This window comes from Brevundimonas sp. UBA2503, assembly GCF_002341485.1.
In the GTDB taxonomy this organism is placed as follows: domain Bacteria; phylum Pseudomonadota; class Alphaproteobacteria; order Caulobacterales; family Caulobacteraceae; genus Brevundimonas; species Brevundimonas halotolerans.
In genome coordinates this window covers 1-24,754 of record NZ_DDOD01000024.1, presented here as the reverse complement: position 1 = coordinate 24,754, position 24,754 = coordinate 1, and the positions used below count along the sequence as shown (strand labels likewise).

Annotated in this window: 23 protein-coding genes and 1 tRNA gene; 11 read left to right on the top strand and 13 right to left on the bottom strand. The window is 66.7% G+C overall.

Features of this window, described 5'->3' with window-relative positions; genetic code table 11:
* Positions 1-442: 442 nt before the first annotated feature.
* From B4K74_RS11450 to B4K74_RS11420, 7 genes are all read right to left on the bottom strand, one after another.
* Positions 443-895 (bottom strand): hypothetical protein, encoded by a 453-nt coding sequence (locus B4K74_RS11450; RefSeq protein ID WP_286693043.1) that lies wholly within the window; start codon positions 893-895, stop codon positions 443-445.
* Positions 892-1,554 (bottom strand): hypothetical protein, encoded by a 663-nt coding sequence (locus B4K74_RS11445; protein ID WP_286693042.1) that lies wholly within the window; start codon positions 1,552-1,554, stop codon positions 892-894. The genes B4K74_RS11450 and B4K74_RS11445 overlap by 4 nt, the downstream gene beginning before the upstream one ends.
* 363 nt (positions 1,555-1,917) lie before the next feature.
* Positions 1,918-3,336, bottom strand: a complete 1,419-nt coding sequence (locus B4K74_RS11440; protein WP_286693041.1) for a phage major capsid protein — start codon at positions 3,334-3,336, stop codon at positions 1,918-1,920.
* 365 nt (positions 3,337-3,701) lie between these two features.
* Positions 3,702-3,920, bottom strand: a complete 219-nt coding sequence (locus B4K74_RS11435) for a hypothetical protein (protein ID WP_286693040.1) — start codon at positions 3,918-3,920, stop codon at positions 3,702-3,704.
* Positions 3,917-4,183 (bottom strand): hypothetical protein, encoded by a 267-nt coding sequence (locus B4K74_RS11430; RefSeq protein WP_286693039.1) that lies wholly within the window; start codon positions 4,181-4,183, stop codon positions 3,917-3,919. The genes B4K74_RS11435 and B4K74_RS11430 overlap by 4 nt, the downstream gene beginning before the upstream one ends.
* 229 nt (positions 4,184-4,412) lie before the next feature.
* Positions 4,413-4,844 carry a hypothetical protein gene (locus B4K74_RS11425; protein ID WP_286693038.1) on the bottom strand — a complete coding sequence of 144 codons (432 nt, stop codon included), beginning with the start codon at positions 4,842-4,844 and terminating at the stop codon, positions 4,413-4,415.
* A 40-nt stretch (positions 4,845-4,884) separates the two neighbouring features.
* The gene (locus B4K74_RS11420) at positions 4,885-5,139 is read right to left on the bottom strand and encodes a PC4/YdbC family ssDNA-binding protein (RefSeq protein WP_286693037.1); all 255 of its coding nucleotides are present in this window, start codon (positions 5,137-5,139) and stop codon (positions 4,885-4,887) included.
* Between the two features lie 312 nt (positions 5,140-5,451).
* Here B4K74_RS11420 and B4K74_RS11415 point away from each other — a divergent pair.
* Positions 5,452-5,536 (top strand) — tRNA-Leu (locus tag B4K74_RS11415).
* Positions 5,537-5,548: 12 nt separating this feature from the next.
* Here B4K74_RS11415 and B4K74_RS11410 read toward each other — a convergent pair.
* From B4K74_RS11410 to tpiA, 3 genes are all read right to left on the bottom strand, one after another.
* Positions 5,549-7,201, bottom strand: coding sequence for a CTP synthase (locus B4K74_RS11410; RefSeq protein WP_286693036.1), 1,653 nt, complete (start codon positions 7,199-7,201; stop codon positions 5,549-5,551).
* 118 nt (positions 7,202-7,319) lie between these two features.
* Complete coding sequence (gene secG / locus B4K74_RS11405) at positions 7,320-7,724, bottom strand: preprotein translocase subunit SecG (RefSeq protein WP_286693035.1); 405 nt, start codon at positions 7,722-7,724, stop codon at positions 7,320-7,322.
* Positions 7,725-7,816: 92 nt separating this feature from the next.
* The gene (gene tpiA / locus B4K74_RS11400) at positions 7,817-8,566 is read right to left on the bottom strand and encodes a triose-phosphate isomerase (protein WP_286693034.1); all 750 of its coding nucleotides are present in this window, start codon (positions 8,564-8,566) and stop codon (positions 7,817-7,819) included.
* 120 nt (positions 8,567-8,686) lie between these two features.
* Between tpiA and B4K74_RS11395 the strand changes: the two genes are divergently transcribed.
* Both B4K74_RS11395 and trpE read left to right on the top strand, forming a co-directional pair.
* On the top strand, positions 8,687-10,588 hold the full coding sequence (locus tag B4K74_RS11395; protein ID WP_286693033.1) for a peptidylprolyl isomerase: 1,902 nt from the start codon (positions 8,687-8,689) through the stop codon (positions 10,586-10,588).
* Positions 10,585-12,096: an anthranilate synthase component I gene (gene trpE, locus B4K74_RS11390; protein WP_286693032.1), complete on the top strand. Its 1,512-nt coding sequence runs from the start codon at positions 10,585-10,587 to the stop codon at positions 12,094-12,096. The genes B4K74_RS11395 and trpE overlap by 4 nt, the downstream gene beginning before the upstream one ends.
* Here the strand turns inward: trpE and B4K74_RS11385 are convergent.
* A complete protein-coding gene (locus B4K74_RS11385) occupies positions 12,082-12,282 on the bottom strand; it encodes a peptidoglycan-binding protein (RefSeq protein WP_123286711.1) in 201 nt (66 codons plus the stop codon). The two genes, trpE and B4K74_RS11385, sit on opposite strands and share 15 nt — an antisense overlap.
* A 102-nt stretch (positions 12,283-12,384) precedes the next feature.
* Here B4K74_RS11385 and B4K74_RS11380 point away from each other — a divergent pair, with 102 nt between their 5' ends.
* The 4 genes from B4K74_RS11380 to lexA all read left to right on the top strand — a co-directional run bounded on the left by B4K74_RS11380 (position 12,385) and on the right by lexA (position 15,617).
* Positions 12,385-12,975, top strand: coding sequence for an anthranilate synthase component II (locus B4K74_RS11380; RefSeq protein WP_286693031.1), 591 nt, complete (start codon positions 12,385-12,387; stop codon positions 12,973-12,975).
* Position 12,976: 1 nt separating this feature from the next.
* Complete coding sequence (trpD, locus tag B4K74_RS11375; protein ID WP_286693030.1) at positions 12,977-14,023, top strand: anthranilate phosphoribosyltransferase; 1,047 nt, start codon at positions 12,977-12,979, stop codon at positions 14,021-14,023.
* Complete coding sequence (gene trpC, locus B4K74_RS11370; protein WP_286693029.1) at positions 14,020-14,820, top strand: indole-3-glycerol phosphate synthase TrpC; 801 nt, start codon at positions 14,020-14,022, stop codon at positions 14,818-14,820. Before trpD ends, trpC begins: the two co-directional genes overlap by 4 nt.
* Before the next feature lie 98 nt (positions 14,821-14,918).
* Entirely contained in the window at positions 14,919-15,617 is a 699-nt protein-coding gene (gene lexA / locus B4K74_RS11365) for a transcriptional repressor LexA (protein ID WP_123286715.1), read from the top strand.
* Between the two features lie 7 nt (positions 15,618-15,624).
* Here lexA and B4K74_RS11360 read toward each other — a convergent pair whose 3' ends face one another.
* Complete coding sequence (locus B4K74_RS11360) at positions 15,625-17,826, bottom strand: ComEC/Rec2 family competence protein (RefSeq protein WP_286693028.1); 2,202 nt, start codon at positions 17,824-17,826, stop codon at positions 15,625-15,627.
* Between B4K74_RS11360 and gltX the strand changes: the two genes are divergently transcribed.
* The 3 genes from gltX (at position 17,826) to B4K74_RS11345 (ending at position 23,176) form a co-directional block, all read left to right on the top strand.
* Positions 17,826-19,220 carry a glutamate--tRNA ligase gene (gene gltX / locus B4K74_RS11355; RefSeq protein ID WP_286693027.1) on the top strand — a complete coding sequence of 465 codons (1,395 nt, stop codon included), beginning with the start codon at positions 17,826-17,828 and terminating at the stop codon, positions 19,218-19,220. The genes B4K74_RS11360 and gltX overlap by 1 nt on opposite strands.
* Before the next feature lie 87 nt (positions 19,221-19,307).
* A complete protein-coding gene (gene gltA / locus B4K74_RS11350) occupies positions 19,308-20,609 on the top strand; it encodes a citrate synthase (RefSeq protein ID WP_286693026.1) in 1,302 nt (433 codons plus the stop codon).
* A 149-nt stretch (positions 20,610-20,758) separates the two neighbouring features.
* On the top strand, positions 20,759-23,176 hold the full coding sequence (locus B4K74_RS11345) for a DUF305 domain-containing protein (RefSeq protein WP_286693025.1): 2,418 nt from the start codon (positions 20,759-20,761) through the stop codon (positions 23,174-23,176).
* Here the strand turns inward: B4K74_RS11345 and B4K74_RS11340 are convergent.
* On the bottom strand, positions 23,169-23,444 hold the full coding sequence (locus B4K74_RS11340) for a hypothetical protein (RefSeq protein ID WP_286693024.1): 276 nt from the start codon (positions 23,442-23,444) through the stop codon (positions 23,169-23,171). The two genes, B4K74_RS11345 and B4K74_RS11340, sit on opposite strands and share 8 nt — an antisense overlap.
* An 82-nt stretch (positions 23,445-23,526) precedes the next feature.
* On the opposite strand from B4K74_RS11340, the gene B4K74_RS11335 reads away from it, so the two are divergent.
* Positions 23,527-24,642, top strand: a complete 1,116-nt coding sequence (locus B4K74_RS11335; RefSeq protein ID WP_286693023.1) for a winged helix-turn-helix domain-containing protein — start codon at positions 23,527-23,529, stop codon at positions 24,640-24,642.
* The last annotated feature ends 112 nt before the right edge of the window (positions 24,643-24,754 follow it).

Sequence of the window (24,754 nt, the reverse complement as noted above, 5' to 3'; positions counted from 1 at the left end):
GACTGGCGAGTTTGGAAGAGCCCGACGCATAACCCTTGCCCTTGGTTCCGTTTTCGTTCTCATTGGCGAGATGCGAACCCCTCGGCACAAGAAACCCTCCGCGACCGACCTTGAGCGGCTTGGCGAGGCGCACCGAATCCTCATCGGCCTGATGGCGCGCCTATCCCCGGTGACGGACGAATATCGGTCACTTGTGAATGCTGCGGACGCGGTGCGGACCACGGCAATCGACTGGACCCGCAACCCGAACATTTGGCGCGGCTCGGCAAACCCGCGCATGGGGGCCGGGCCTGCCCCGACGTTCATGCGTAATGAGGGTGGCGATGAGTAAGCGCCCGGCTGGCGAGGGGTGGCTGATTGCCGCCTATGCCATGATGCTGGCCCTCTCCGCCGCCCTGATCCTTTGGCAGGCCATCGGCCAGTAACTCAGGGTTCCGGCCGGCTAGGGCTTGGGCGGGTTCTGGAGCCGATCGATAGCCCGAACGACTAGGCCCGCAGCCATAAGCACAGACCCCACAATCGCGAGCATGTTCCCGAACCCAATGATCAGGGCGCGGCGTTCCATCATGTCAAAGTTGGCGACACGGTCGGGGATCCCGTAGCCGCCCGGCGTTGCGACGCTTGGGTCCATGAAAAGAAACGTGCAAATCGAGATCGCGAGACCAAGGCCAAGGGCTCCTTTGCCCCATGCGACCAGATCGGGCTTCGGCGTCTCACTCACGGTCTCAGACGTGGTCCGATGGGTGGGGTCGCGAAGGACCATGTCGCTTAGGTTGACCTTCCGCTTCACGAGGTAGAGGTGATGCAGTCGCTCGCGCTCCTTCGGGGTGCTGGCGGCAAGCCAATAGTCGATGGCCGGACGAGGCTTCATGTCCAGAAATTCTTGGTCCGTCATTTTGCTCTCCCCGGCGAGTCGTGTTTCGGAAACTCGCCGACCGTATCATTCCACTCGATCAAGCGCGCCTGCGTAATCCCCTCGCGCGTCACGGTCGTAACCTCCCCATAGCCCCCGACCCAGCCAAGCGCGCGGCCATCGACGGCTTCCAATGCGCGCCGTTGAGCCTCCAGCACCGACACGCCATGAAGGGCCGGGTCCAGCAATCCACTTCCAACGGGGTGCGGAAGGTCAACGAGCGGCGATGTGTAACCCATGAGGTCATGAAGCTGCCCCGGCGCGCCCAGGTCTTGCCTGCCACCCGTCGAAACGCCGAAGGCGACGGGCTGATCTAGGGCTTGATGCCATGTGACCGCGCACAAGATCACGTCGGCGTCGTCGCCGGTCACTCCGCCCTCAAGGTTCTCAGCTTTCATCGCAGCGGCAATGCCCGGAAGGCAGAGGATGCCGTCTTGCTGGCCTGTCGGGCCAGCCGCCAATAGGTGCTTATGGAGACGCGTATGCCCGCCGCATCCTGACGGCATGTAGGCTATCCCCAAATGGTGAGCGATCACCACCTTGCTGCCGATTTGAACGATCCGGCCCGAACTGTCGTAATAGGCCGCGTCCGAGAGAATGTGCCCAGCCGTCTCCTGAAGCCAAACGTTGCAAGCGGTCATGGCGCGTCTCCAATGTGGCGGTTGATGCGGTTCGCCCGAACGCGAACGGGATTGCGGCGTCGGTGTCGATGCGGAACGCGGTCGGGGAGCCCCCGGCGTTGACCTTGGGCGAGAAAACCGCAGAGGCCACGGCCTCCACCCCGGCTTGAATGACCGCGAAATTCACCGCGTTCCATGCGTTCACGGCCAGAGGGCCAGCGGAGGCGACGGCCTGAACGGCGGGCAGAACAAACGTCGATGCGGCCCACATTGCGATGTTTGGCATGGGTCATGTTTCCAATCGTGGATGGGCGAAGTTTGGTTCGGCCCCGGTGTCCGGTTTGGAGGCGGGAGGGAGCGCGTTACCCCCTCCCGTCCGTCCGTTTAGGCTTCCGGTTCGATGCCCGTGGCGTGAGAGAACGCCAGCGGATGCTCTGCCGCGAAGTCCACCCGCATGTGAGCGATCATCGCCAGCTCGCCGGTCGCGGCGTAAAGCTCCCGCAGCATCTCCAGACGCAGGGTCTCGCGCATCCCGATGATGAAGTGCGCGAAGTTGCCCGCGATGATGCTTCCCTCGTTGGTGCCGGTGCCAAGGTTGATCGGAACCGCCGTGGTGACGAGTTGCGGGATGGCCGCAATCTTCGCCGGAGCCATCCGGGGATCCCCGTCTGCGTTCAGGGCACCGACCAGCGTCCCATCCTCGCGCGGGTGCATGATGAAGGCCGTAGGCTCGCCAGCGTTCGCGGTCAGGAGCTGCGTCCGGGCGCGAACGAGAGGGGCATACACGCCGCCAGTGTAGGCAGACAGGGCACCGCCGACATCAAAGGTGTTGATGCCGCTGATGTTGACCAGTCCCTGCGGTTGGTTGTCCGCACCGGTGCCAAACAGGCCCGCGCGGTCAACCTCAAGGGCCATCGCCTGCGTAATGGCGTTGACCAGAGCGGCCTCAATATTGAGCGAGTCTTGCAGCAGCTCCCGCGAAAACTTGACCAGAACCGCGAGGCTTTTGGGGGCCAGGGCGACGGCTCCGAAGGTCGGATCGGACGTAGCAACCGCTCCGGCCTCGGCGCGCCATGCGGGCGTCGGGTCAGCGGTCAGCTTGGCGATGACGTTTTGATCCGAAGTCAGGGGAACGGTGCGCGCACCGGCCCGGACCAGAACCGACTGACGACGCAGGCGGTCGATCAGGGCAGCGGAAAGGACGGTCGGCACGGTATAGCCGCCCGCCGAATCCGTCCCCTCATTCAGGGCGCGGCGCTCGGTGTCTGTCTTGGCACCGAAGGCGAAGGCGCGAAGCAGGGCACCGGGGGAAACCTCGGCGCGGCTTTCCGGGTCATGGCGCGCGGCCCAATCCGAAAAGCGTTCTTCCGGGCGAAGGGCAATCGCCACTTCGCTGCGATCGGTGTCAGCCTCGCGTTGCGAGAACCAGCCGCCGGTCGGATCGTAACCGGCCACCGCATCGCCGGGAATGGGACGACGCTCGGCAGCAGCGGACTGTGCGCGGGGCTCACGGTTGCCAGAGGCGGTCCGATGATCCTTTTCGGCGGCGATGGCGTCATAGAGGCTCATCAGGCCCTCGTGAGCATCCGACAGGCTGCGGACGCTGGCGTCGTCGCCGTTGTCTTCCATGCTGTCGATGAGGCCGCGTGAAAGGTCAGCGACGGCGCGCTGACGCTTGTTCAGGTCGGACCACGACAGGGTGTGAGGTTCAAAGGAATTGGCATCAGGGATGCCGATGGCGCGCAGCTTGATGCCAGCGTGTTTCTTGACCGCGATGGCGGTGCGTTCGTCGATAATCGACATGGGTATTTCCTTCACAGTGCGGTGCTTGGCGTCAGACGCGCGAGAGCGAACCGCAGGATTGATCCTAGGGGTTTGCCCAGCGCGCGGACCCATCAGGTCGCCGTCTGGAAGGCTGGAGCCGGTGCGCGCCATCAGCGCGGAACCTGTCACAACGTGAGGAATATAGTCCTATTCGCGGTGACGGGCAAGCGGTCAGGGAGGGGCCATGTGATCGCGATAGGCGGCGTCCGTTCAACCGGCGTTGGCGACGAATGTTATCGTTAACCGCAATCTCTCGCGCGCGCGAGGAAACTGGAATAGCGCGCACCTTGCTCGCCAACGCCGGTGTCCGCCCGACGCACTCCAGAGCGTGACCCGCCCCTGCTTCAATGACGGCTCCCCATCTCACTCGCTGCGTGTTCGACCAGCTTGTCGGTCGCTGCCAGAACGCGCTCGGCTCCCCATGACGGGACCAGCAGGCCAACGGCACCGGCGATCATGGCAAGGGCCAGGTCGGGCACCGGACCGCCGCTCATTAGATAGGGCCGCATGGCCATCTCCACATAGGCGGCAGCACGGGTCAGGTCTTCGTCGTCCGTGGTCATCGGCCCGCCCTTTCCAGCTTGCGGCTCACCTTCTTGGTCGCTTCGTCATGGACCGCCGCCGATAGTCGGATGACCTGTTGCGGTGCCCCGAGGCGTTGCTTGCATTGCGGTGTCCAGACCCGCCGTCCCTTCGGCGTATCGGCCAGCACACAGCCGTAGAGCGTTGCCCCCGCCAGTCTCAGCGTGAAGTTGGCGAGGATGCTGTTCGGACCGACTTCGCGGGGCTCATCGAGGATCGTCAGGTCATCAATGGTTACGAGCATTGACCGGCCTCCGCTTCCCAATCCCAGAGCGCATCAGGCTCGCCATCAATGAGCCGGTGCGTCTCGGTCAGGCGAAGGCATCGACCGGGCGCGCGAGGGCCGCGAGGGTCTAGAGAGAGGATTAGAGGGCTAGATGACAGTCCGTCTCCCACACCCTCCCATGGTGTATATCTATATGTGTCGCACGTGGTGCGACTGTGGGGATGCTCAAAAGGGGCAGATTTGGCCTTCACAGTATCACCTCCTGCGACTGTAAGGGGGCAACAGTCCCTCCACGTGCGACTGTGAACTCACCACGTGCGACTGTTGTTTTCTTTTCGGGGGCTTCCGGGGACCAGTTCTGATAGGCCCTGGAACCGGCTTGATGCGTCCGGTCGCACCGATGATGCGTGAGCCGGAATGACGTTGCCGTGCGATCCTTCCGGCTAAACGCACTGGCCTGCGTCACCTCCAGAAAGCCCCGGTTGACCAGCTCGCGAAGGCATCCGCTGGCCTTGTTCGGAGACACGTTGATGCGCCCGGCAAGGCGTCTGACACCCATGTCGAGATAGCCGTTATTCGATCCGTCATAGATCATCGCGACCTCGATCAAGGCGGCGCGCTCATAGGCAGGCAGGGAGCGCCATGCGGGGGTTTCCATCAGGAAGTGAGGGAGGGCCACGAAACGGCCCCCGCTCTTGCTCCTGCCCTTGCTGGAGTGCTTACGGGGCATTCAGGAGCCCCCGGCGCTCTGCCTCGTCTCTAGCGGCCTCCAAAGCGGCTATGAGGTCAGGGAGGCGGGACACGTCCAGCGCCACGCCCTTCTTTGTCGCGCACCGGGTGGCCACCGGCCCGGCTGCAAAGTCTGCCCAGACCCGCACGTCAATGAGGGTGCGACCCTTGTATTCGTCCAGAGCGATCCGGCAGTCTTCGCGGCTGTTCTTTTCGAGGGTGGCGAGGAAAAAGGGCTCAGACACGGGCCACCTCCAGCCCCTGAAAATGGCCGTCGTCGCTCACGATGGAACGCAGCAGAATTCTTGCCGCCGAAGGGCGTTCGGTGTAGGGTTTGCCCTGCCCTGACCCGCTAAGTTTGTGGCCTCGATCAGCCCCGGTCGCGCCCGCCAGCGCGCCGGGGTTTTTCATGTCCGGCTGGAACGCCCCGTGAACGGATTGTGGGGACTTTTGTGACGGCAACCTTGCCGAAGGCTTCCGAAGGTCGCCTTTTGTTTCGGTTTCAGCGGCCTTGCCGTCTGCCCCGTTTGCCCCTAGAAGCCCCGCCACACCTAAGCGCGGATGTGGCGGAACTGGTAGACGCACTGGATTTAGGTTCCAGCGCTGAAAGGCGTGGAGGTTCGAGTCCTCTCATCCGCACCAACCCCCGGCCGGTCAGACCAGCCGGCTCTGCACCAGCGCCGCCTCGATGAAGCTGGCGAACAGGGGGTGGGGGGCGAACGGGCGGCTCTTCAGCTCCGGGTGGTACTGGACGCCGATGAACCACGGGTGGTCGGTGCGCTCGACCGTTTCGGGCAGGACCCCGTCCGGCGACAGGCCGGCAAAGATCAGCCCCGCCTTTGCCTCGATCGCCTCGCGATAGTTGATGTTGACCTCATAGCGGTGGCGGTGCCGCTCGCTGATGTCGGTCGTGCCATAGATCTCCGCGATGCGGGACCCGGCCTTGAGCGTCGAATCATAGGCGCCCAGCCGCATGGTGCCGCCCAGATCGCCATCGGCCTGACGCAGAACCCGCTGGTTGCCCACGGTCCACTCGGTCATCAGGCCGACGACCGGCTCTTCGGCCGGGCCGAACTCGGTCGAGGACGCCTCGGGATAACCGGCCAGATTCCGCGCCGCCTCGATCACCGCCATCTGCATGCCGAAGCAGATGCCGAAATAGGGGATGTTGCGCTCGCGGGCGAAGCGCGCCGCCTGGATCTTGCCCTCGGCCCCGCGCGCGCCGAAGCCGCCCGGCACCAGAATGGCATGCGCGCCCTGCAGGCGGGCATCGCACGCCTCGCGGTCGCCCTCAAAGGTCTGGGACTCGACCCAGTCAATGTTGACCTTGACGTTGTTCGCCACCCCGCCGTGGTGCAAGGCCTCGATCAGCGACTTGTAGGCGTCCTTCAGCACCGTGTACTTGCCGACGATGGCCACGGTGACCTCGCCGTCCGGGTGCAGGCGACGGCGGACGATCTCCTCCCAGCCCGACAGGTCCGGCGCCGGAGCATCGTCCAGTCCGAAGTGGGCAAGCACCTCGGCATCCAGACCCTCGTGGTGATAGTCCAGCGGCACGGCATAGATGTCGGCCGAATCCATCGCCTGGATGACACCCGACGGGCGGACGTTGCAGAACTGGCCGATCTTGCGCTTCTCGTCGGCGGGGATCGGATATTCGCTGCGGCACAGCAGGATGTCGGGCTGGATGCCGATCGAGCGCAGCTCCTTGACCGAGTGCTGCGTCGGCTTGGTCTTCATCTCGCCGGCGGTCTTGATGAAGGGCAGCAGCGTCAGGTGTACAAAGCACGACTGGCCGCGCGGCAGGTCCTGACCCAGCTGGCGGATCGCCTCGAAGAAGGGCAGACCCTCGATATCGCCGACCGTGCCGCCGATCTCGACCAGCACGAAGTCAACCTCCTCGCCCTCATCGGTCAGGGCCGGCGTCAGGCAGAACTGCTTGATCTGGTCGGTGACGTGCGGGATCACCTGCACCGTCGCGCCCAGATAGTCGCCGCGGCGTTCCTTCTCGATGATCGTCGAATAGATGCGGCCGGTGGTGATGTTGTCCGACTTGGCCGCCGACACCCCGGTGAACCGTTCATAGTGGCCAAGGTCGAGGTCGGTCTCGGCGCCGTCATCGGTGACGAACACCTCGCCGTGCTGATAGGGGCTCATCGTGCCCGGATCGACGTTCAGATAGGGGTCAAGCTTGCGCAGCCGCACGCTGTAGCCACGCGCCTGCAACAGCGCACCAAGGGCGGCGGAGGCGAGGCCTTTTCCCAATGAGGAAACCACGCCGCCAGTGATGAACACATAACGGGCCATGGGAGATCACCTTAGCGTCGATTCGCGGCGCGCACAGGGGCGATCCTCATCAAGGGACAAACGCCTGTTGAAATCCGCAGGAAAGTTGACCGAGCCGAGGGGCTGCGGGATCGAAAACCTACTGGGCGGGCTCCGACCCGGCGAGCGAGTCGAGATCGTCGAGCGTCGGCGCGGGAGCCGCCTCGGGGGCCGTGGTCGGAGGCGGCGCAACGCCTGGCTCGGTTCCTTCGGTCGCAGGCGCAGTCGGCTGGACCAGGGCGCCGACGGCATCGGCATCGATCCCGGAACTGGACCCGCGAGACATATTGCCCGCCACCGTCAGGCTGAGCGCCAGAATGAAAAACAGGATCGCCAGAATCCAGGTCGACTTGGTCAGCAGATTACCCGCACCGCGCGCCGTCATGAAGCCCGACGGACCACCGCCCATGCCGAGCGCGCCCCCTTCGGAGCGCTGCAGCAGCACCAACGCCGTCATGGCGAGCGAAACGAGGATGATGGCGACGAGGAGAATGGTCTGGAGCATGGCTGCTTATATGTGTGGCACGGGGCTGCGCCGATCAAGCGGCGGGCTCTATCATTCTTGTCGTAAGGGCGCAAACGCGTTCGGGGCGCGGATCAGGCCGCCCGGATGATGCGGATGAAATCGTCGGCCTTGAGCGACGCACCGCCGACAAGTCCGCCGCCGACCTCGGGGACCGCCAGGATTTCAGCCGCATTGTCCGGCTTCATCGACCCGCCGTACAGAATGGGGGCCCGACGACCGCCCTCGCCCAACCGCTCGACAAGGGCGTCACGGATGGCGGCATGGACCTCGGCGATCTGGTCCAGCGTGGGTGTCAGGCCGGTACCGATGGCCCAGATGGGCTCATAGGCCAGGGCGAAGGGCCGGTCCTTCAGCGCATCGGGCAGGGAGGCCCGGACCTGGGCTGTGACAAAGGCAACGGCCTGGCCGGCCTCGCGTGTCTCCAGCGACTCGCCAACGCAGATGATCGGCTCCAGCCCCGCCCGCAGGGCCGCTTCAACCTTGGCGACGACATCGGCATCGGTTTCGCCAAACCCCTCGCGACGTTCGGAATGCCCCAGAATCACCAGCCGCGCGCCCGCGTCCGCCAGCATCGGGGCCGAAACAGAGCCGGTGAAGGCGCCGGAATCCTTGTCGTGACAGTCCTGCCCGCCCAGCTCGATCGGACCCGCCCCCAGCTTCCACGCCATCTGGACGATCAGGGTCGCGGGCGGGCACAGACCCACGCGGGCATTGACGGGATCGGCCTCCAGAGCCTGACGCAGGGCACCGGCTTCATCCAGCGCCGGGGTCAGGCCGTTCATCTTCCAGTTGCCGACAATCAGTTTCACAAGCGTTTCCATGGACACGGTTTAAAAGCAGATCGCGGATGCGCCAAGCCTGTGTCTTGCCGCAAGGGGGGTGCTGCCCCTATACGCCGATAAGGCCCCGCGTGGGCACCTGCGCACTGCTCAAGGTTTGTCATGATCAGCAACTTCCGCAACTTCGCCAAATCGCCCTGGGCGATTGCCATTATCGGGCTGATCGCCGTCAGCTTTTTGATCGTCGGCAACGAAGCGGACATCTTCGCCTCCCTTGGGCCGCGCGATGTGGTCAAGGCTGGCGACCGCAGCGTCACTCAGCAGGAATTCCTCGCGGATTTCGACCAGGTGCGCGCCAACTATCAGGAACAGACCGGCGCCCCGGTCACGACCGAGGATCTGGTCGGCCAGAACATCCACATTCGATATCTTGAAGGCAAGACGCAGGAACTGGCCTTCCAGAACTGGGCGCGCCGCGTGGGAATTCGCCCGGGCAAGGAACTGGTCCTCAAGCAAATTCGCCAAATCCCCGCCTTCTTCAACCAGATCACCGGCCAATTTGACGAAGAGGCCTACCGCACCGTCCTGCAGGGCGAGAACATGACCCCTGCCGACCTCGAGCAGGATCTGACCGACCAGTACGCCCAGAATCACTTCGGTGCGTCGCTGTATGCGGCCGCCCGGGTGCCCCGGATCTATGGCGCCGTGATCGCCAATGGCGCGCTGGAACGCCGCGATGGCCGCTGGTTCGCCGTCACCCAGGAAATGGCCGGCACCGCGCCCGCCCCGACCGACGCCCAGCTGACCACCTTCATGAACGAGAACGAGGCCCAGCTGCGCCGTCCCGAAACCCGGGTCGCCTCGATCGTGCTGTTCGACAATCCGCCCGGACAGGCACCCGAGATCAGCGAAGAGGCCATCGTGGAGCGGTTCGAGTTCCGCAAGGACTCCCTGTCCATTCCCGAACGTCGGACCTTTGCCGTCTATCCGGCCGCGAGCAACGAGGCTGCCCAGCGGATTTCGACGGCCCTGAAGGCGGGCGAGAACCCCGGCGTCGAGCCCACCCCCTATTCCGAAACCCCGCAGAGCGCCGTGCCCGATCCCGCCGTGGGAGCCGCCGTGTTCGGTCTGGCTGGGCCGGGTGTGTCTGATCCGGTCCAGACCCGCGTCGGCTTTGCCGTCGTTCAGGTGACCGCCATCCAGCCCGGCGAGGCCGCGACGCTGGAAGGCGTGCGCGAGGCCATCGTTCAGGAGCTTCAGGCCGAGGCGGCCACGGGCGCTGAATTCGAGCGCGTTGAGCGTTACGAGGCGGCCCGCAACAGCGGCATGTCGCTGGAACAGGCCGTCGAAGAGGTCGGCGCCCGCATCATCACCCTGCCCGCCTTCACGGAACAGGGCTTCCGCGCGGACGGCAGCCAGATCAATGCGCCGCCCCAGATCTTCCAGACCGCATGGCGTCTGCCCGAAGGCGGTGTCAGCGATGTCATCGACGCGGGTCAGGGCCAGTATTTCGTGCTGCGCCTCGACTCCATCCGCCCTGCGGCCATGCCGGCCCTGGACGATGTCCGCGAGATCCTCGTGCGCGAATGGACGGCCCGTGAAAACAGCCGCCTGCTCAGCGCCAAGGCCGAGGAACTGGCCGCGCGCGTCCGCGCCGGTGAAGATATCGCCGAAGTCGCCCGCTCGGTCGGCGCTACCCTGATCACGCGTGAGAACACGCTTCAGGACCAGGAAACCCAGCAAGCCATCGGTCCGGGTGTGCTGCAGGGCCTGTTCGGTCAGGCCAAGGGGCAGGTATTTGTCCAGCCGGCCAGCCAGACCGCGTTTGCCGTCGGCGTCGTCGATGACATCCGCGCCTCCGACGCCGCCACGGTCGCGCCGATCGCGGAACGGATACGCCCGCGGATCACCCAGGACCTGGTCTCCGGTCTGGGCGACAGCGCCATCCGCTGGACCCAGGCGAACTCCAAGGCCAGCTATGACGTCGGTGCCGCCCGCCAGGCTCTCGGTCTGCCTGAAGAGGCCCCCGCCGCCCCGGCGGGAGCCGCTGCCGGGGCTCAATGATCGACGAGCGTTCGCCGGTCGATCCGGAGGCCTTCGCCCGGGCCTGGAACGCGGGTACTCCCCAGGTCGTCGTCCGTCGTCGGATCGACGATCTGGAGACCCCGGTCTCGGCCTATCTGAAGGTCGGCAAGGGGCGCCCCTATGCCTTCCTGCTCGAGTCGGTCGAGGGGGGCGCCGTCAAGGGCCGCTATTCGATCCTGACCCTCGATCCCGACGTCGTCTGGCGCTGTCGGGACGGCAAGGCAGCGCTGGCGCGTGGCCCTGACGTCGCGACCGACCGGTTTGTCGATGAGGCGGATGATGCCCTGACGTCGCTGCGGCGTCTGATGGCGGCCAGCCGCTTTGACCTGCCGGAGGACCTGCCGCCCATGGCCGCCGGCCTGTTCGGGGCGTTCGGCTATGACATGGTCCGCCTGCTGGAGCCGCTGGGTGAGGCCAATCCCGACCCGCTGAACCTGCCGGATGCCGTGCTGGCCCGCCCCTCGCTGGTCGCCATCTTCGACTCCGTCAGCCACGAGATCGTTCTGGTTGCCGCCGCCTATCCGGATGGAGTGACGTCAGCCGATCAGGCCTTGTCCGGCGCCATCGCCCGGCTGGATGATTTCGAGGCTCGGCTGGATCAGGGTCTGTCGCGCCCGCGCGCTGCGCCTCTGCCGACCCCCGTGTTCGACACCCGCGTCGACGCCCCCGCCTATGCCGCCATGGTCGACCGGGCCAAGCGCTATATAGAGGCGGGTGATATCTTCCAGGTGGTGCTCAGCCACCGTCTGTCGGCGGAGTGGACGCGCGATCCATTCGCCTTCTACCGCTCGCTGCGGCGCCAGAACCCCTCGCCCTATCTGTTCTATCTGAACTTCGGCGGCTTCCAGATGGCGGGCTCCAGCCCCGAGATTCTGGTGCGGCTGAAGGACGGCGGCGTCACCATCCGGCCGCTGGCGGGCACCCGCGCGCGGGGCGCGACCGAGGCCGAGGACCAGCGACTGGAGGCCGAACTGCTGGCCGATCCCAAGGAACGGGCCGAGCATCTGATGCTGCTGGATCTGGGCCGCAATGACGTCGGCCGCGTCAGCCGCCCGGGCAGTGTGACGGTGACCGAGAGCTTCGTCGTCGAACGCTACAGCCAGGTCATGCACATCGTCTCGAACGTGACCGGCCGGGCCGATCCGAAGCTGGACGCCGTCGACACCCTGCTGGCCGCCCTGCCCGCCGGCACCCTGTCAGGCGCGCCCAAGGTGCGGGCCATGGAGATCATCGACGAGCTCGAGACCGAAAAACGCGGCATCGGCTATGGCGGCGGCGTCGGCTATATCTCGGCGGACGGTCAGGCCGACATCTGTATCGTCTTGCGCACCGCCCTGTTTACGCCCGGCCAGATCCACGTTCAGGCCGGTGCCGGGGTCGTCGCCGACAGCGATGCGGCCGCCGAATATGCGGAGACCCTGGCCAAGGCCCGGGCCCCAATGCGCGCGGCAGAGGATGCGTGGCGATTCGTCTCAGGAAACGACTGAGGTTGCGGGCGCAGGGTCCTCGAACTGGACGCCTGGGCCCAGCACCACGGCGCCGGCCATCAGCATCGCCGCCGCCGCCAAAAGGCCCATGGCCGCCAGCGCCCCGATCGCCTGTCGCGCCGCCGGTTTCGGGGCGTCCCCGTCCAGTAGACGGCGAGCTTCGGCAAGCTTGGGTGTGATGTCCATGGTCGGGCCTCCCTCTCAGGCCCCAGACCAGTCTGATTGGGTTAACGCGCGGTTTACGCTCCGCCGCTTGGCGCGGGCGCGACAGCCCTCTAGAAGCCGCTCATGATCCTCGTCATCGACAACTACGACAGCTTCACCTGGAACCTCGTCCACTATCTGGCCGAGCTGGGCGTGGAGACGCGCGTCGTCCGCAACGACGAGCTGACCGTCGATCAGGCCCTGTCCGCCGGGGCGGAGGCGGTGCTGCTTTCGCCGGGCCCGTGCTCGCCCAATGAGGCTGGCATCTGTCTGTCGCTGATCGAACAGGCGCCCGCGACCCTGCCGATCCTCGGCGTCTGTCTGGGCCATCAGGCCATCGGCCAGATCTTCGGCGGCGAGGTGATCCGGGCCAAGGCGCTGATGCACGGCAAGACCTCGCCCATCCATCATGAGGGCCAGACCCTGTTCGCCGGTTTGCCTTCGCCGTTCACCGCCACCCGCTATCATTCGCTGGCCGTGCGGCGCGAGACCCTGCCCGACGTCCTGACCGTCACGGCCTGGACCGAGGACGGCGAGATCATGGGCCTCAGCCACGTCAGCCGACCGATCCACGGCGTCCAGTTCCACCCCGAGTCGATCGCCACCGAGCACGGCCACGCCATGCTGGCCAACTTCCTCGATCTGGCGGGTGTCCGCCGCACACAGGCGGCCTGAGATGTCCGACGGCTTCAAGGGACTGCTGTCCCAGCTGATCGAGGGCCGCCCGCTGGCCGGGCCGGACGCCCGCGCCTTCTTCGCTGCCTGCCTTCGGGGTGAGCCCACCCCCGCCCAGGTCGCCGCCGCCGTCACCGCCCTGCGGATGCGCGGCGAGACCGTCGAGGAGATCGCCGCCTTTGCCACCGCCATGCGCGAGGCCGCCACGCCCTTCCCCGTGCCCTATCCGGTGATCGACACCTGCGGCACGGGCGGGGACGGCCGCCACACCTGGAACGTCTCGACGGCTGCGGCCCTCGTGCTGGCGGGTGCGGGGCTGAAGGTCGCCAAGCATGGCAACCGGGCGCTGAGCTCAAAGTCCGGCTCATCCGATGTGCTGGCCGCGCTGGGTGTCGATCTGATGGCCCCGGCCGAGATCCAGCTGCGCGCCCTGGATCAGGCGGGGATCTGCTTCCTGTTCGCGCCCGCCTATCACGGGGCCATGCGCCACGTCGGCCCGATCCGCTCAGAAATCGGGTTCAGGACTGTCTTCAACCTGCTGGGGCCGCTGTCGAATCCGGCGGGGGCAAGGCGTCAGGTCATGGGCGTCTATGACCCCGCCCTGCTGGAACCCTTGGCGGAGGTGCTGGGGCGTCTGGGGGCCGAGCGCGCCTGGACCGTCCACGGCGAGGGGCTGGACGAACTGACCACCACCGGCCCCACCGAGGTGGCCGAATGGCACAACGGCTCCGTCCGCCGCTTTACCGTCACGCCCGAAGAGGCAGGCCTTCCCCGCGCCGATCCCGAGGCGCTGGTGGGCGGCGATGCCGAGGCCAATGCCAAGGCCCTGTCCGACCTGCTGGACGGCGCACCCGGCGCCTATCGCGACATTGTGCTGCTGAATGCGGCGGCGGCCCTGGTGGTCGCGGACCGGGCCGAGTCTCTGACCGAGGGCGTGGCGCTGGCCGCCCGGGCCATCGATGACGGCGCGGCCCGTACGGCCCTGACCCGCCTGTCCGCGATCAGCCACATGCGGCCCGAGTCCCTTGAAGCCGAGCCCCGGGCATGAGCGACGTGCTGGACCGCATCGCCGCCTACAAGCGCGAGGACGTCGCGGCGCGCAAGGCGACCCTGTCGCAGGCCGATGTGGAGGCCCGCGCGGCTGAGGCCCCTCTGGTGCGCGGCTTCAAGGCGGCGCTGCTGGCCCGCCAGGCCACCGGCCGCCCCGGCCTGATCGCCGAGATCAAGAAGGCCAGCCCGTCAAAGGGCCTGATCCGCGCAAACTTCGACCCGCCCGCACTGGCGCGCGCCTATGAACGCGGCGGCGCGGACTGTCTGTCGGTGCTGACCGACGGGCCGAGCTTTCAGGGCGACGACACCTTTCTGGTCGCGGCCCGCAAGGCCGTCCGCCTGCCCTGTCTGCGGAAGGACTTCCTCGTCGACCCGTGGCAGGTCGCCGAGAGCCGGGCGCTGGGCGCCGACTGCATCCTGATCATCATGGACATGATCGATGACACCCTCGCCGCCGACCTGCTGGCCGAGGCCCGGCGCTTTGGCATGGACGCCCTGGTCGAGACCCATGACGAAGCCGAAATGGCGCGCGCCGTGGCCTTGGGCGCGGACTTCGTCGGCGTGAACAACCGGTCGCTCCGCACCTTCGAGGTCGACATCGCCACCTTCGCCCGACTGGCGCCCCTGGCCCCTGAAGGCGCCACCCTGGTCGCCGAGAGTGGCCTGTTCACCCCGCAGGACGTGGCCACTGTCGTGGCAGCCGGCGCCGACGCCCTGCTGGTCGGGGAGAGTTTGATGCGGCAGGCGGATGTGGAGGCGGCGACGCGGGCGTTGATGGGCCAGGCGTCCCGCTAACCCCTCCTTAACCAGAACACCTCACGAACACTGGATGGACGTTCGCGGTGTGTTCCGCTATTGTCCACAGGCGGAACAGATTCGGGTCAGAGGTCTCCATGCTCACGCGCAAACAGCACGAACTGCTCATGTTCATTCATGAGCGCATCCGCGAGACCGGGGTTTCGCCCTCCTTTGACGAGATGAAGGCGGCGCTGGATCTGGCGTCCAAATCGGGCATTCACCGGCTGATCACGGCGCTGGAGGAACGCGGCTTCATCCGCCGTCTGGCGCACCGCGCCCGGGCGCTGGAAGTGCTGAAGCTGCCGGATCAGGCGGCGGTCACCCCGGCGCGCACGCGCGGGCCCTTCGTGCCAGACGTCATCGAGGGCGGCGGTCGTGCTGCGGCCAATGCCAATCACGACAGCGGCGGCACCCGGGAACTGCCCCTGCTGGGCAAGATCGCGGCGGGCACGCCCATTTCCGCCATCCAGCACGAGCGCGACCGTATGTCGGTGCCCGAGGCCCTGCTGGGCGCGGGCGAACACTATCTGCTCGAGATCGAGGGCGATTCCATGATCGAGGCGGGCATTCTGGACGGCGACTTTGCCATCATCCGTCAGGTCACCACCGCCAACAGCGGCGAGATCGTCGTGGCCCTGGTCGAGGAAGAGGAGGCCACGCTGAAGCGCCTGCGCAAGCGCGGCGCCTCCATCGCGCTGGAGCCTGCCAACCGCGCCTATGAGACGCGCATCTTCGGCCCCGATCAGGTCAAGGTGCAGGGCCGTCTGGTCGGGCTGATCCGCCGCTACTCCTGATAGCGGATTATTCCTGATAATCGGGGTCGCCCAGCCGGTTCCACGGACGCGCGCCGCGCTCGGTCGTTGACCACAGGGCGCGCCAGCCCCCTGCTGTACGCCACAGCTCGACACTGCCGCCCGTGGCGTAGTCGCGACCATCCAGCACCAGACGGTCGGCGCAGGCTTCGGGCAGGCTTGTCAGCTCAACCCGGACACTGACCACCTCGGCCGACTGACATAGGGCCGCCAACTGCGCCTCATCGGGGATGCTGCGCCCCCACCAGAGCGCCAGCGGGCCCGGCGTGTCGGGCGCGCAATGGACCCGTCCGCAGGTCCAGCCCTTGGCCGGGCGCTCGACCAGCGTCAGCCCCCGCCGCCCCGACCAGACATCGCGCGAGAACGCCCCGACCTTGCGGACCACCAGGGCCTCGTCCTCCGTCACAATGGCGCCATTCGTGCCCGCGTCGGCGATCCACAGGTCCGGCGTCGGATGCCGGGGCCAGATCATCACCGCGCAGGCCAGCGGCAGGCCCAGCCACCGCAGACGCCCGCGCCACAGGCACAGCACCAGAATGCCGATGAAGGCGACCGGCAGGGCGATGACCGGCGCACTGGCGGTATGGATCACCGCCCCCGGCAGGGTCGAGATCCAGGCCCCGACGGCCATGATCGCCTCAATCCCCCAGCCCGCGACCGTCAGGAACGGCCCGCCAAGGCCGAACGGCTGAAGTAAGACCCCCAGCGCCAGCATCGGCATCATGATGAAGTCGGCGATGGGCGAGCTGATCATATTGGCCAGCAGGCCATAGACCGCCGTCCGGTTGAAATGCTGCATGGCGAAGGGGCCGGTGGCCATGCCGGCGACGAAGCTGGCCAGAATCGCAAGTCCGACCCATGTGCCGGCCCGCTGCACGAGCAGGATCGGCAGGGGCACCTTGATCTCGCGCGGGCGGCGCGGCCAAGACTCGGCCAGGGCCACAAGGGCTGCGGTCGCGGCAAACGACATCTGAAAGCCCGGCGTGACAATGGCCTCGGGCTGCAGCAGCAGGACGGCAAAGGCCGCCACCGCCAGCGCATTCATGCTGATGGCGGGCCGATCAAGGATGATGGCCAGAAAGGCGACCGAGGCCGTGATCGCCGCCCGCTCGGCCGGCGGCGGTGCACCCGAGATGATCAGATAGGCGACGACGGCGATCCAGCCGGCCCAGGCGGCGACCTTCTTGCCCGGCACGCGCAGCACCAGCCACGGCCAGGCCGCGATACCGAAGCGCACGGCGAAGAAGACAAAGCCGCCGACGATGGCCATGTGCAGGCCCGAGATCGACAGGATGTGGATCAGGCCGGAGTCCCGCATGGTGTCGTAGGTCTCCTGCGCGATCCAGCTTTCATGGCCGGTCGTCATGGCCGCCGCGACCCCGCCCACCCGGGGGCCGAGGCGCTCGACCAGCCGCTCGGCCAGTCCAAAGCGGAACTGGTTGACGGCCATGGCGCGGCGCAGCGGGTCCGGCGGCGGGGGCAGATCGATCCAGCGGGTCTGGCCCAGCTCGAACCCCACGCCGCCCATGCTCTGGAACCAGGCCGTCCGGCCAAAGTCATAGGCCCCGGGCGCGGCGGGCCCCGGCGGCGGGTTCAGAATGGCAAAGACGCTGACGGCGTCACCCGGCCGGGGGGCCTCGCCCCGCACCGTCACGCGCAACCGCATCGGGGTTTCCTCGGGGGCCAGTCCCTGCACCCGGACGGGGGCCATGATGATGCGGGCGCCCCGCGCCCCTGGGCTGTCGACGTCCAGCACCCAGCCTTCCACCACGACCGGATCCGAGGTCGCGGGGGCAATGGGCGCCGCGACATTGTCCGAGCGCAGTTTGGTAACCGTCAAACCGGCGAAAAAGAACGTCAGAAACATCAAGGGGACGCTCAGGCCGCGCCCGGGGCCATGGCGGCGCACGCTCCACCAGACCGCCGCGCTGACCACCGCCGCCAGCAACAGCGGCCACAGCGGCGGCTCGGCCTTCAGAACGAAATAGAGACCGCAGCCACCGCCGAAGGCCACAGGGGCCCACAGCCGCCAGCGGTCGGTCTGGGCCAGAAGGGCGTCGCGCGCACCCTCGACCACCCGCCCGGCAAATCGCTTTGCCAGGCTGGGCACAAGCGTTTCAGGGGCTATAAGGGCGGCCTCTTCCTGAACCGTGGCCAGACCCTCACCCTGTGACTGACTCCCCCGCATCATTGACCCCCCGGGCCCCAGCGGGCCCTGTTGTCACGCGCTTCGCTCCCTCTCCCACGGGATACCTGCACATTGGGGGGGCAAGAACGGCGCTTTTCAACTGGCTTTTTGCCCGGCGGCATGGCGGGCGCTTCCTGATCCGGGTCGAGGACACCGACCGCGAGCGGTCGACCGAGGCCGCCGTGAAGGCGATTTTCGACGGGCTGGACTGGCTGGGCCTGACCGCCGACGCCCCGCCCGTCTTCCAGCACGCGCGCGCCGACCGTCACCGCGAGGTTGTCGATACTCTGGTAGAGAAAGGCCATGCCTATCGCGACTGGACCTCTACCGAAGAGACCGGTCGTCTGCGCGATGAGGCGCGGGCCGAAAAGCGCACCTTTGTCTCGCCCTGGCGCGATCGCGACCCGGCCGAGGGCGACCTGAACCAGCCGCATGTGGTCCGGTTCCGGCGTCCGTTGGACACGCGCGTGACCCTCGACGACGCCGTTCAGGGGCCCGTCAACTGGCGCGCCGAGGATCTGGATGATCTGGTGCTGCTGCGGTCGGACGGAAATCCGACCTATAATCTGGCAGTTGTGGCCGATGACCACGACATGGGGGTCACCCACATCATTCGCGGCGACGACCATCTGAACAATGGCGCGCGTCAGGCCCTGATCTATGACGCCCTGGGCTGGACCCGCCCGGTCTTTGCTCACATCCCCCTGATCCACGGCCCCGACGGCGCCAAGCTGTCCAAGCGCCACGGCGCCCAGGCGGTGCACGAATATGCCGATATGGGCTACCTGCCCGAGGCCATGCGCAACTATCTGGCCCGCCTCGGCTGGGCCCACGGTGACGACGAACTGTTCAACGACGCCCAGGCGATTGAATGGTTTGACCTTTCCGGGATCAACAAGGCCCCGGCCAGGCTGGACTTTGCCAAGCTGGCCCACGTCAATGCCCACTGGATCCGGCAGGCGGATGTCGCCCGTCTGGTCGATCTGGTGGCGCAGTCCGAGGCCGAGAAGGCCGCCCTCGCCCGCGTCGTTCCGCATATCCAGGACCGGGCCACGACCCTGATCGAATTGCGCGAACAGGCGGCATTCGCCCTCGCCCCCCGCCCGATCACCATTTCCGAAAAGGCGGCCGGTCAGCTGACACCGGAAGCGACCGAACGTCTCGCGCGGCTGATCCCCACCCTCCGCGATCAGGCTGAGTGGACGGTCGAGGCGCTTGATTCGACGCTGAAAACCTTTGCCGAGAGCGAAGGTGTCGGCTTTGGCAAGATCGGGCCAGCGGTCCGTGCGGCCTTGACGGGGGGGGCTGCCTCTCCCGATATCGCAAAGACACTGGCCTCTTTATCGCGGGAAGACGCCCTCGGTCGCTTGGATGATGCGCTGCAACATACTAAGTGAACGGCCATAACTCATTTGCGGATCGCGACTCCTAAGCGGTTCGCCCCGGTCGGGGGGCACCCGGTCGGCATGCACACAGGGACGCAGATGACCAACACGACCTCCCCGACCGGCACCGCCACCCTCACCTATGGCGACAAGAGCGTCGACCTGCCGGTTCTGTCCGGTTCGACCGGCCCCGACGTCATCGACATCCGCAAACTGTACGGCGCCACCGACGCCTTCACCTACGATCCGGGCTTTACGTCGACGGCGTCCTGCGAAAGCGCCCTCACCTTCATCGACGGCGACAAGGGCGTCCTGTTGCACCGCGGCTATCCGATCGACCAGCTGGCCTCCCAGTCGAACTTTGTGGAGGTCTGTCACCTGCTGCTGCGTGGCGAGCTGCCGACGGCCGAGCAATATGCGGCCTTCGAAAACAGCGTCACCATGCACACCATGCTGCATTCGCAGTTCGACCGCTTCTTCGAAGGCTTCCGCCGCGACGCCCACCCGATGGCCATCATGGTCGGCACGGTCGGAGCCCTGTCGGCCTTCTATCACGACAGCCTGGACATCCATGATCCGGTTCAGCGCAACATCTCGGCCATCCGGCTGATCGCCAAGATGCCGACCATCGCGGCGCGCGCCTACAAATACCACGTCGGCCAGCCCTTCGTGTCGCCGCGCAACGACCTGAACTACTCCGAGAACTTCCTGCGGATGTGCTTCGCCGTTCCGGCCGAGGACTATGAGGTCAATCCGGTGCTGGCCAAGGCCATGGACCGCATCTTCATCCTGCATGCCGACCACGAGCAGAACGCCTCGACCTCGACGGTGCGCCTGGCGGGCTCGTCGGGCGCCAACCCGTTCGCCTGTATCGCCGCCGGCATCGCCTGCCTGTGGGGCCCGTCGCACGGCGGCGCCAACGAAGAGGCGCTGAACATGCTGAAAGAGATCGGCACTCCGGACAAGATTCCGGAGTTCATCCAGGGCGTGAAGGACAAGAAGTACAAGCTGATGGGCTTTGGCCACCGCGTGTACAAAAACTATGACCCGCGCGCCAAGGTCATGCAGGAAAGCGCCCATGAGGTGCTGAAGGCGGTCGGCGATCCGAACGACCCCCTGCTGCAGGTGGCCATGGAGCTGGAGAAGGTCGCGCTGAACGACGAGTATTTCATCGAGCGCAAGCTGTTCCCGAACGTCGACTTCTATTCGGGCATCACCCTATCGGCCATGGGCTTCCCGACCACCATGTTCACCGTGCTGTTCTCGCTGGCCCGCACGGTCGGCTGGATCGCCCAGTGGCAGGAAATGATGGAAGATCCCTCGCAGAAGATCGGCCGTCCGCGCCAGCTGTACACGGGCCCCACGGCCCGCGATTACACCCCGATCGAACAGCGGGGCTGATCGGGCGCGACAGCGTCTGTCATCGGAAATCCATGCAGAGGGCGCGGCGCAGGTCGCGCCCTTTTCATTTGCTGCACCCCCGCCCGGGCTTTGGCCCCGGAAACGCCCGTGCTAGCCATACGGCACCACCATATTGGGGAGTACAGTCGTTGAAGAAATCCGGTCCGTCGATCCGCAAGCTGCTCGGGGGCTCCGCAGCTCTCGGTGCCCTCCTGTTCGCCAGCAGCGCCTTTGCCCAGGATGCGCCCCTGATCCAGCCGGGCGCGCCCGGACAGGACAGCCGCACGCTGGAAGGCCGCGAGGCTGCCCGGATCGCCGACAACCGCTATTCCGCCGACGACGTTGCCTTCATGCAGGGCATGATCCTGCACCACGGCCAGGCCGTTGAGATGTCGGTTCTGGCGGCCGACCGCACCAACACCCCGGCCATCCTTGATCTTGCGTCTCGTATCCTGGCCTCCCAGGCAGACGAGATCGCCTTCATGAGCGGCTGGCTGACCGAGCGGGGCGAGATGGCCCCGACGCCGCAGCCGACGGGCGCCATGGACCATTCGGCGCACGGCGGCATGGACCACTCCGCCCACGGCAGCCATGCGGACATGCCGGGCATGGCCTCACCCGAGCAGATGGCCCGGCTGGCCGCAGCCAGCGGCCCCGAGTTCGACCGCCTGTTCCTCGAGCTGATGATCCCGCACCACGAAGGTGCCCTGACCATGGTGTCGTCGCTGCTGTCGCGCTCGGGCTCGGCCTACGACCCCATCCTGTTCCGCTTCGTCAACGACATTGCCAATGAGCAGCAGACCGAGATTGCCCGGATGACGGGCCTGATCCGCGCAGCCTCGCCCGATCCCCGTACGAACCTGCGGGCCGGGTTCCGGGATGCCGAGCAGGCGTCCAGCAATATGCAGCTGATTGCCAGCCTGCCCAAACCGACCGGCTTTTTCGATCCCACGAACCCCGCGGGCCTGCCGCCGCGGGTCGGCGATGAGACCGGCCGTCGCTCGCCCTTCCTCAGCTTCTCGAACACCGACATGGCCTTCCAGGGCGATCTGCTGGCGGTCGGCAACTACCACGGGATCAATCTGTATCGCCTGACCGACGCGCCAGAGCCGCAGCTGATCAGCTCGATCGTCTGCCCCGGCGGACAGGGCGATGTGTCGATCTATGGCAATCTGATGCTGATGTCGGTCGAGTCGACCAACGGCCGTGTCGACTGCGGTCGCGAGGGCGTCGGGCCGGGCGCCAGCCCGGATCGCTTCCGCGGTCTGCGGATCTTCGACATCACCGATCCGGTGCGCCCGGTTCAGGTGGGTCAGGTCCAGACCTGCCGTGGCTCGCATACCCACACCGTCGTGGCGGTCGATGAGCGTCGTCTGATCGTCTACAACTCGGGAACCGCCAGCGTCCGCGACGAGCGTGAGCTGGCCGGCTGCGTCGTCGGCACGCCGGGCGATGAGCGCACCGCCCTGTTCCGGGTCGATGTCATCGAAATCCCGCTGGCCGATCCGTCGCAGTCTCGCATCATCGACAGCCCCGCTGTCTTTACGGATGAGGAAACGGGCGAGATCGCCGGCCTGTGGCGCGGCGGCGACCATGGTCAGGGCACCCAGACCACGCGCCAGACCGACCACTGCCACGACATCACCATCTTCCCGACGCGCAACATTGCCGCCGGAGCCTGTGCCGGGAACGGTATCCTGTTCGACGTCTCCGATCCGCGCGCGCCGAAACGGATCGATGCCGTGGTCGATGAAGGCTTTGCCTACTGGCACTCGGCCACCTTCAACAACGACGCCACCAAGGTGCTGTTCACCGACGAATGGGGCGGGGGCGGACGTCCGCGCTGCCGCGTTCAGGACCCCATGACCTGGGGCGCCAATGCCATCTATGACATCGTCGACGGCGAGCTGGTGTTCCAGGGCTATTACAAGCTGCCGGCCGCCCAGACCGAGCTGGAGAACTGCGTCGCCCACAACGGCTCGCTGATCCCGGTGCCCGGACGCGACCTGTTCGTTCAGGCCTGGTACCAGGGTGGTCTGTCGATCAGTGACTTCACCAATTCGTCGGAGGCGTTCGAGATCGCCTATTTCGACCGCGGTCCGGTGAATGCCGAGCGTCAGGGATCGGGCGGCTACTGGTCGGTCTACTGGTACAACGGCCGGATCTATGGCTCAGAAATCGGCCGCGGCCTCGATGTCTTCACCCTGACCCCCAGCGAGACTCTGACCGAAAACGAGATCACCGCGGCGGCCATGGCGGACGAAGGCGGCACGGTGAACCCGCAACAGCAGTACCCCGTGACCTGGCCCGCCCACCCGGTCGTGGGTCGCGCCTATCTGGACCAGTTCGCCCGCGACGGCGGTCTGGATGCCGGACTGGCCGGACGGGTGTCGGCGGCTCTGGATCGCGCCGAGCCGCTCGTAGAAGGCAATGGCAAGGATCCGTCCCTGGCCCGTGATCTGCTGGCGCTGGCAGGCGAAATCGACCCGTCGGGTAGCGATCAGGCCGCCAAACGTCGGGCCGGTCTGCGCGAAACCCTGACCGGTATCGCCGCCCTCATCAGCTGAGGCCGCGATACAGAAGAGCCCCCGTGTCCGGGTCCTCGGCCGTGATCACCTCGGCCGAGGACAGGGCGGACACGGGCGCGGCCGGCACCCGGGGCGACAGGTTGAGGGTCAGATGTTCCCACTCGGCGGCATAGTCCATGCCCCAGGCGCAGTTGAAGGCCAGTACGTCCCGGCCGCCGCTGAGGCGCAGCCGGGTCGCACGCCCGCGACGTTGCCCCAGCAGACGGACCAGACCGGCGCCCTGCCCCGGCAGGATCAGATCGACCATGATGTCATTCCTCGCATTGCCTTTGCGCCCACCTTGGTGGACCCTCGCACTGTGAGGCCGCCGCGCCTGAGCGGCATGAGCGATGGCTGAGGAATTTCTGAAATTGACGCCAGACGGCCTTCGCTTCGGTGCCTTCACCCTGGATCCCGCGAACCGGCGTCTGACGCGGGACGGAGAAGCCGTCGAGGTCAACGGCCGCTATCTCGATGCCCTGATCCTGATGGTGCGGCGACCGGGCCAGCTGGTGTCCAAGGACCAGTTTCTCGACGAGGTCTGGCGCGGCATCCCGGTCACCGATGAGGCCCTGACCCAGTGCATCCGCACACTCAGAAAACAGCTGGGCGACACCGCAGGGCGGCCCCGCTTCATCGAAACGGTGCCCAAGCACGGCTATCGCTTTATCGCCGCTGTGGCGCCGGTCGAGGCGGACAGCGTTGAACCCGAATCGCCGGTTGTCGTCTCAGCGCCGGTCACGCCGGACGGCCCCTATGACCTGAAGCGGACCCTGCTGCTGGGCGGTGCCGGCGTACTGGGCGGGGGTCTGGCCGGAGTGATCGGCGGACTGATCTATGGGCTGATTGCGGTCTCACACCCTCTGGCGCCCGGCATGGGGTCGGGATCGATCCTGCTGGTGCTGGTCTGGCTGACCACCCTGGTGGCTCTGATGGGCGGGGCAGCGGTCGGCATCGGCATGGCGGCCACCGGTCTGGGGCGGCGACAGCCCGGCTCGTGGATCATCTTTGGCGGGGCGCTGGGCGGCATGACGGTTGGCGGCGCGGTCAAGCTGCTGGGGCTGGACGCCTTCAACCTGCTGGTCGGACGATCCCCGGGTGACATCACCGGCGGGCTTGAGGGCTTTATTCTGGGCGGAGCAATCGGTCTGGGCCTGTGGCTGGGGGCACGTGGTCGCGACCCCCTGCCCCTGCGACGCTGCATGATCACGGCAGGGATCGCGGCGGCGCTGGCCGGCATGGCCATTCCCCTGTTCGGCGGCCGGCTGATGGGCGGCAGTCTGGACCTGCTGGCCCGAACCTTTCCGGAGTCGCAGTTACAACTGGGCATGATTGGCAGCTGGTTCGGCGAGACCGGCTTTGGACCGATCGCCCAGAGCGTGACCGGGGCTCTGGAGGGTCTGCTGTTCGCCCCCTGCGTCGTCGGCGCCATGATCCTGGCCCGACGGGGGATGCGGGCCGACTAGGTGTCGAAGCTATGAAGGTTGTTCACCCGGGGGTGGGCTGAGAAGCTGGGGTTGCGAAGCACCAACCTCAACCGAAGAGTTCCCCGGATTAACGTACACAAGAATGCCCGTC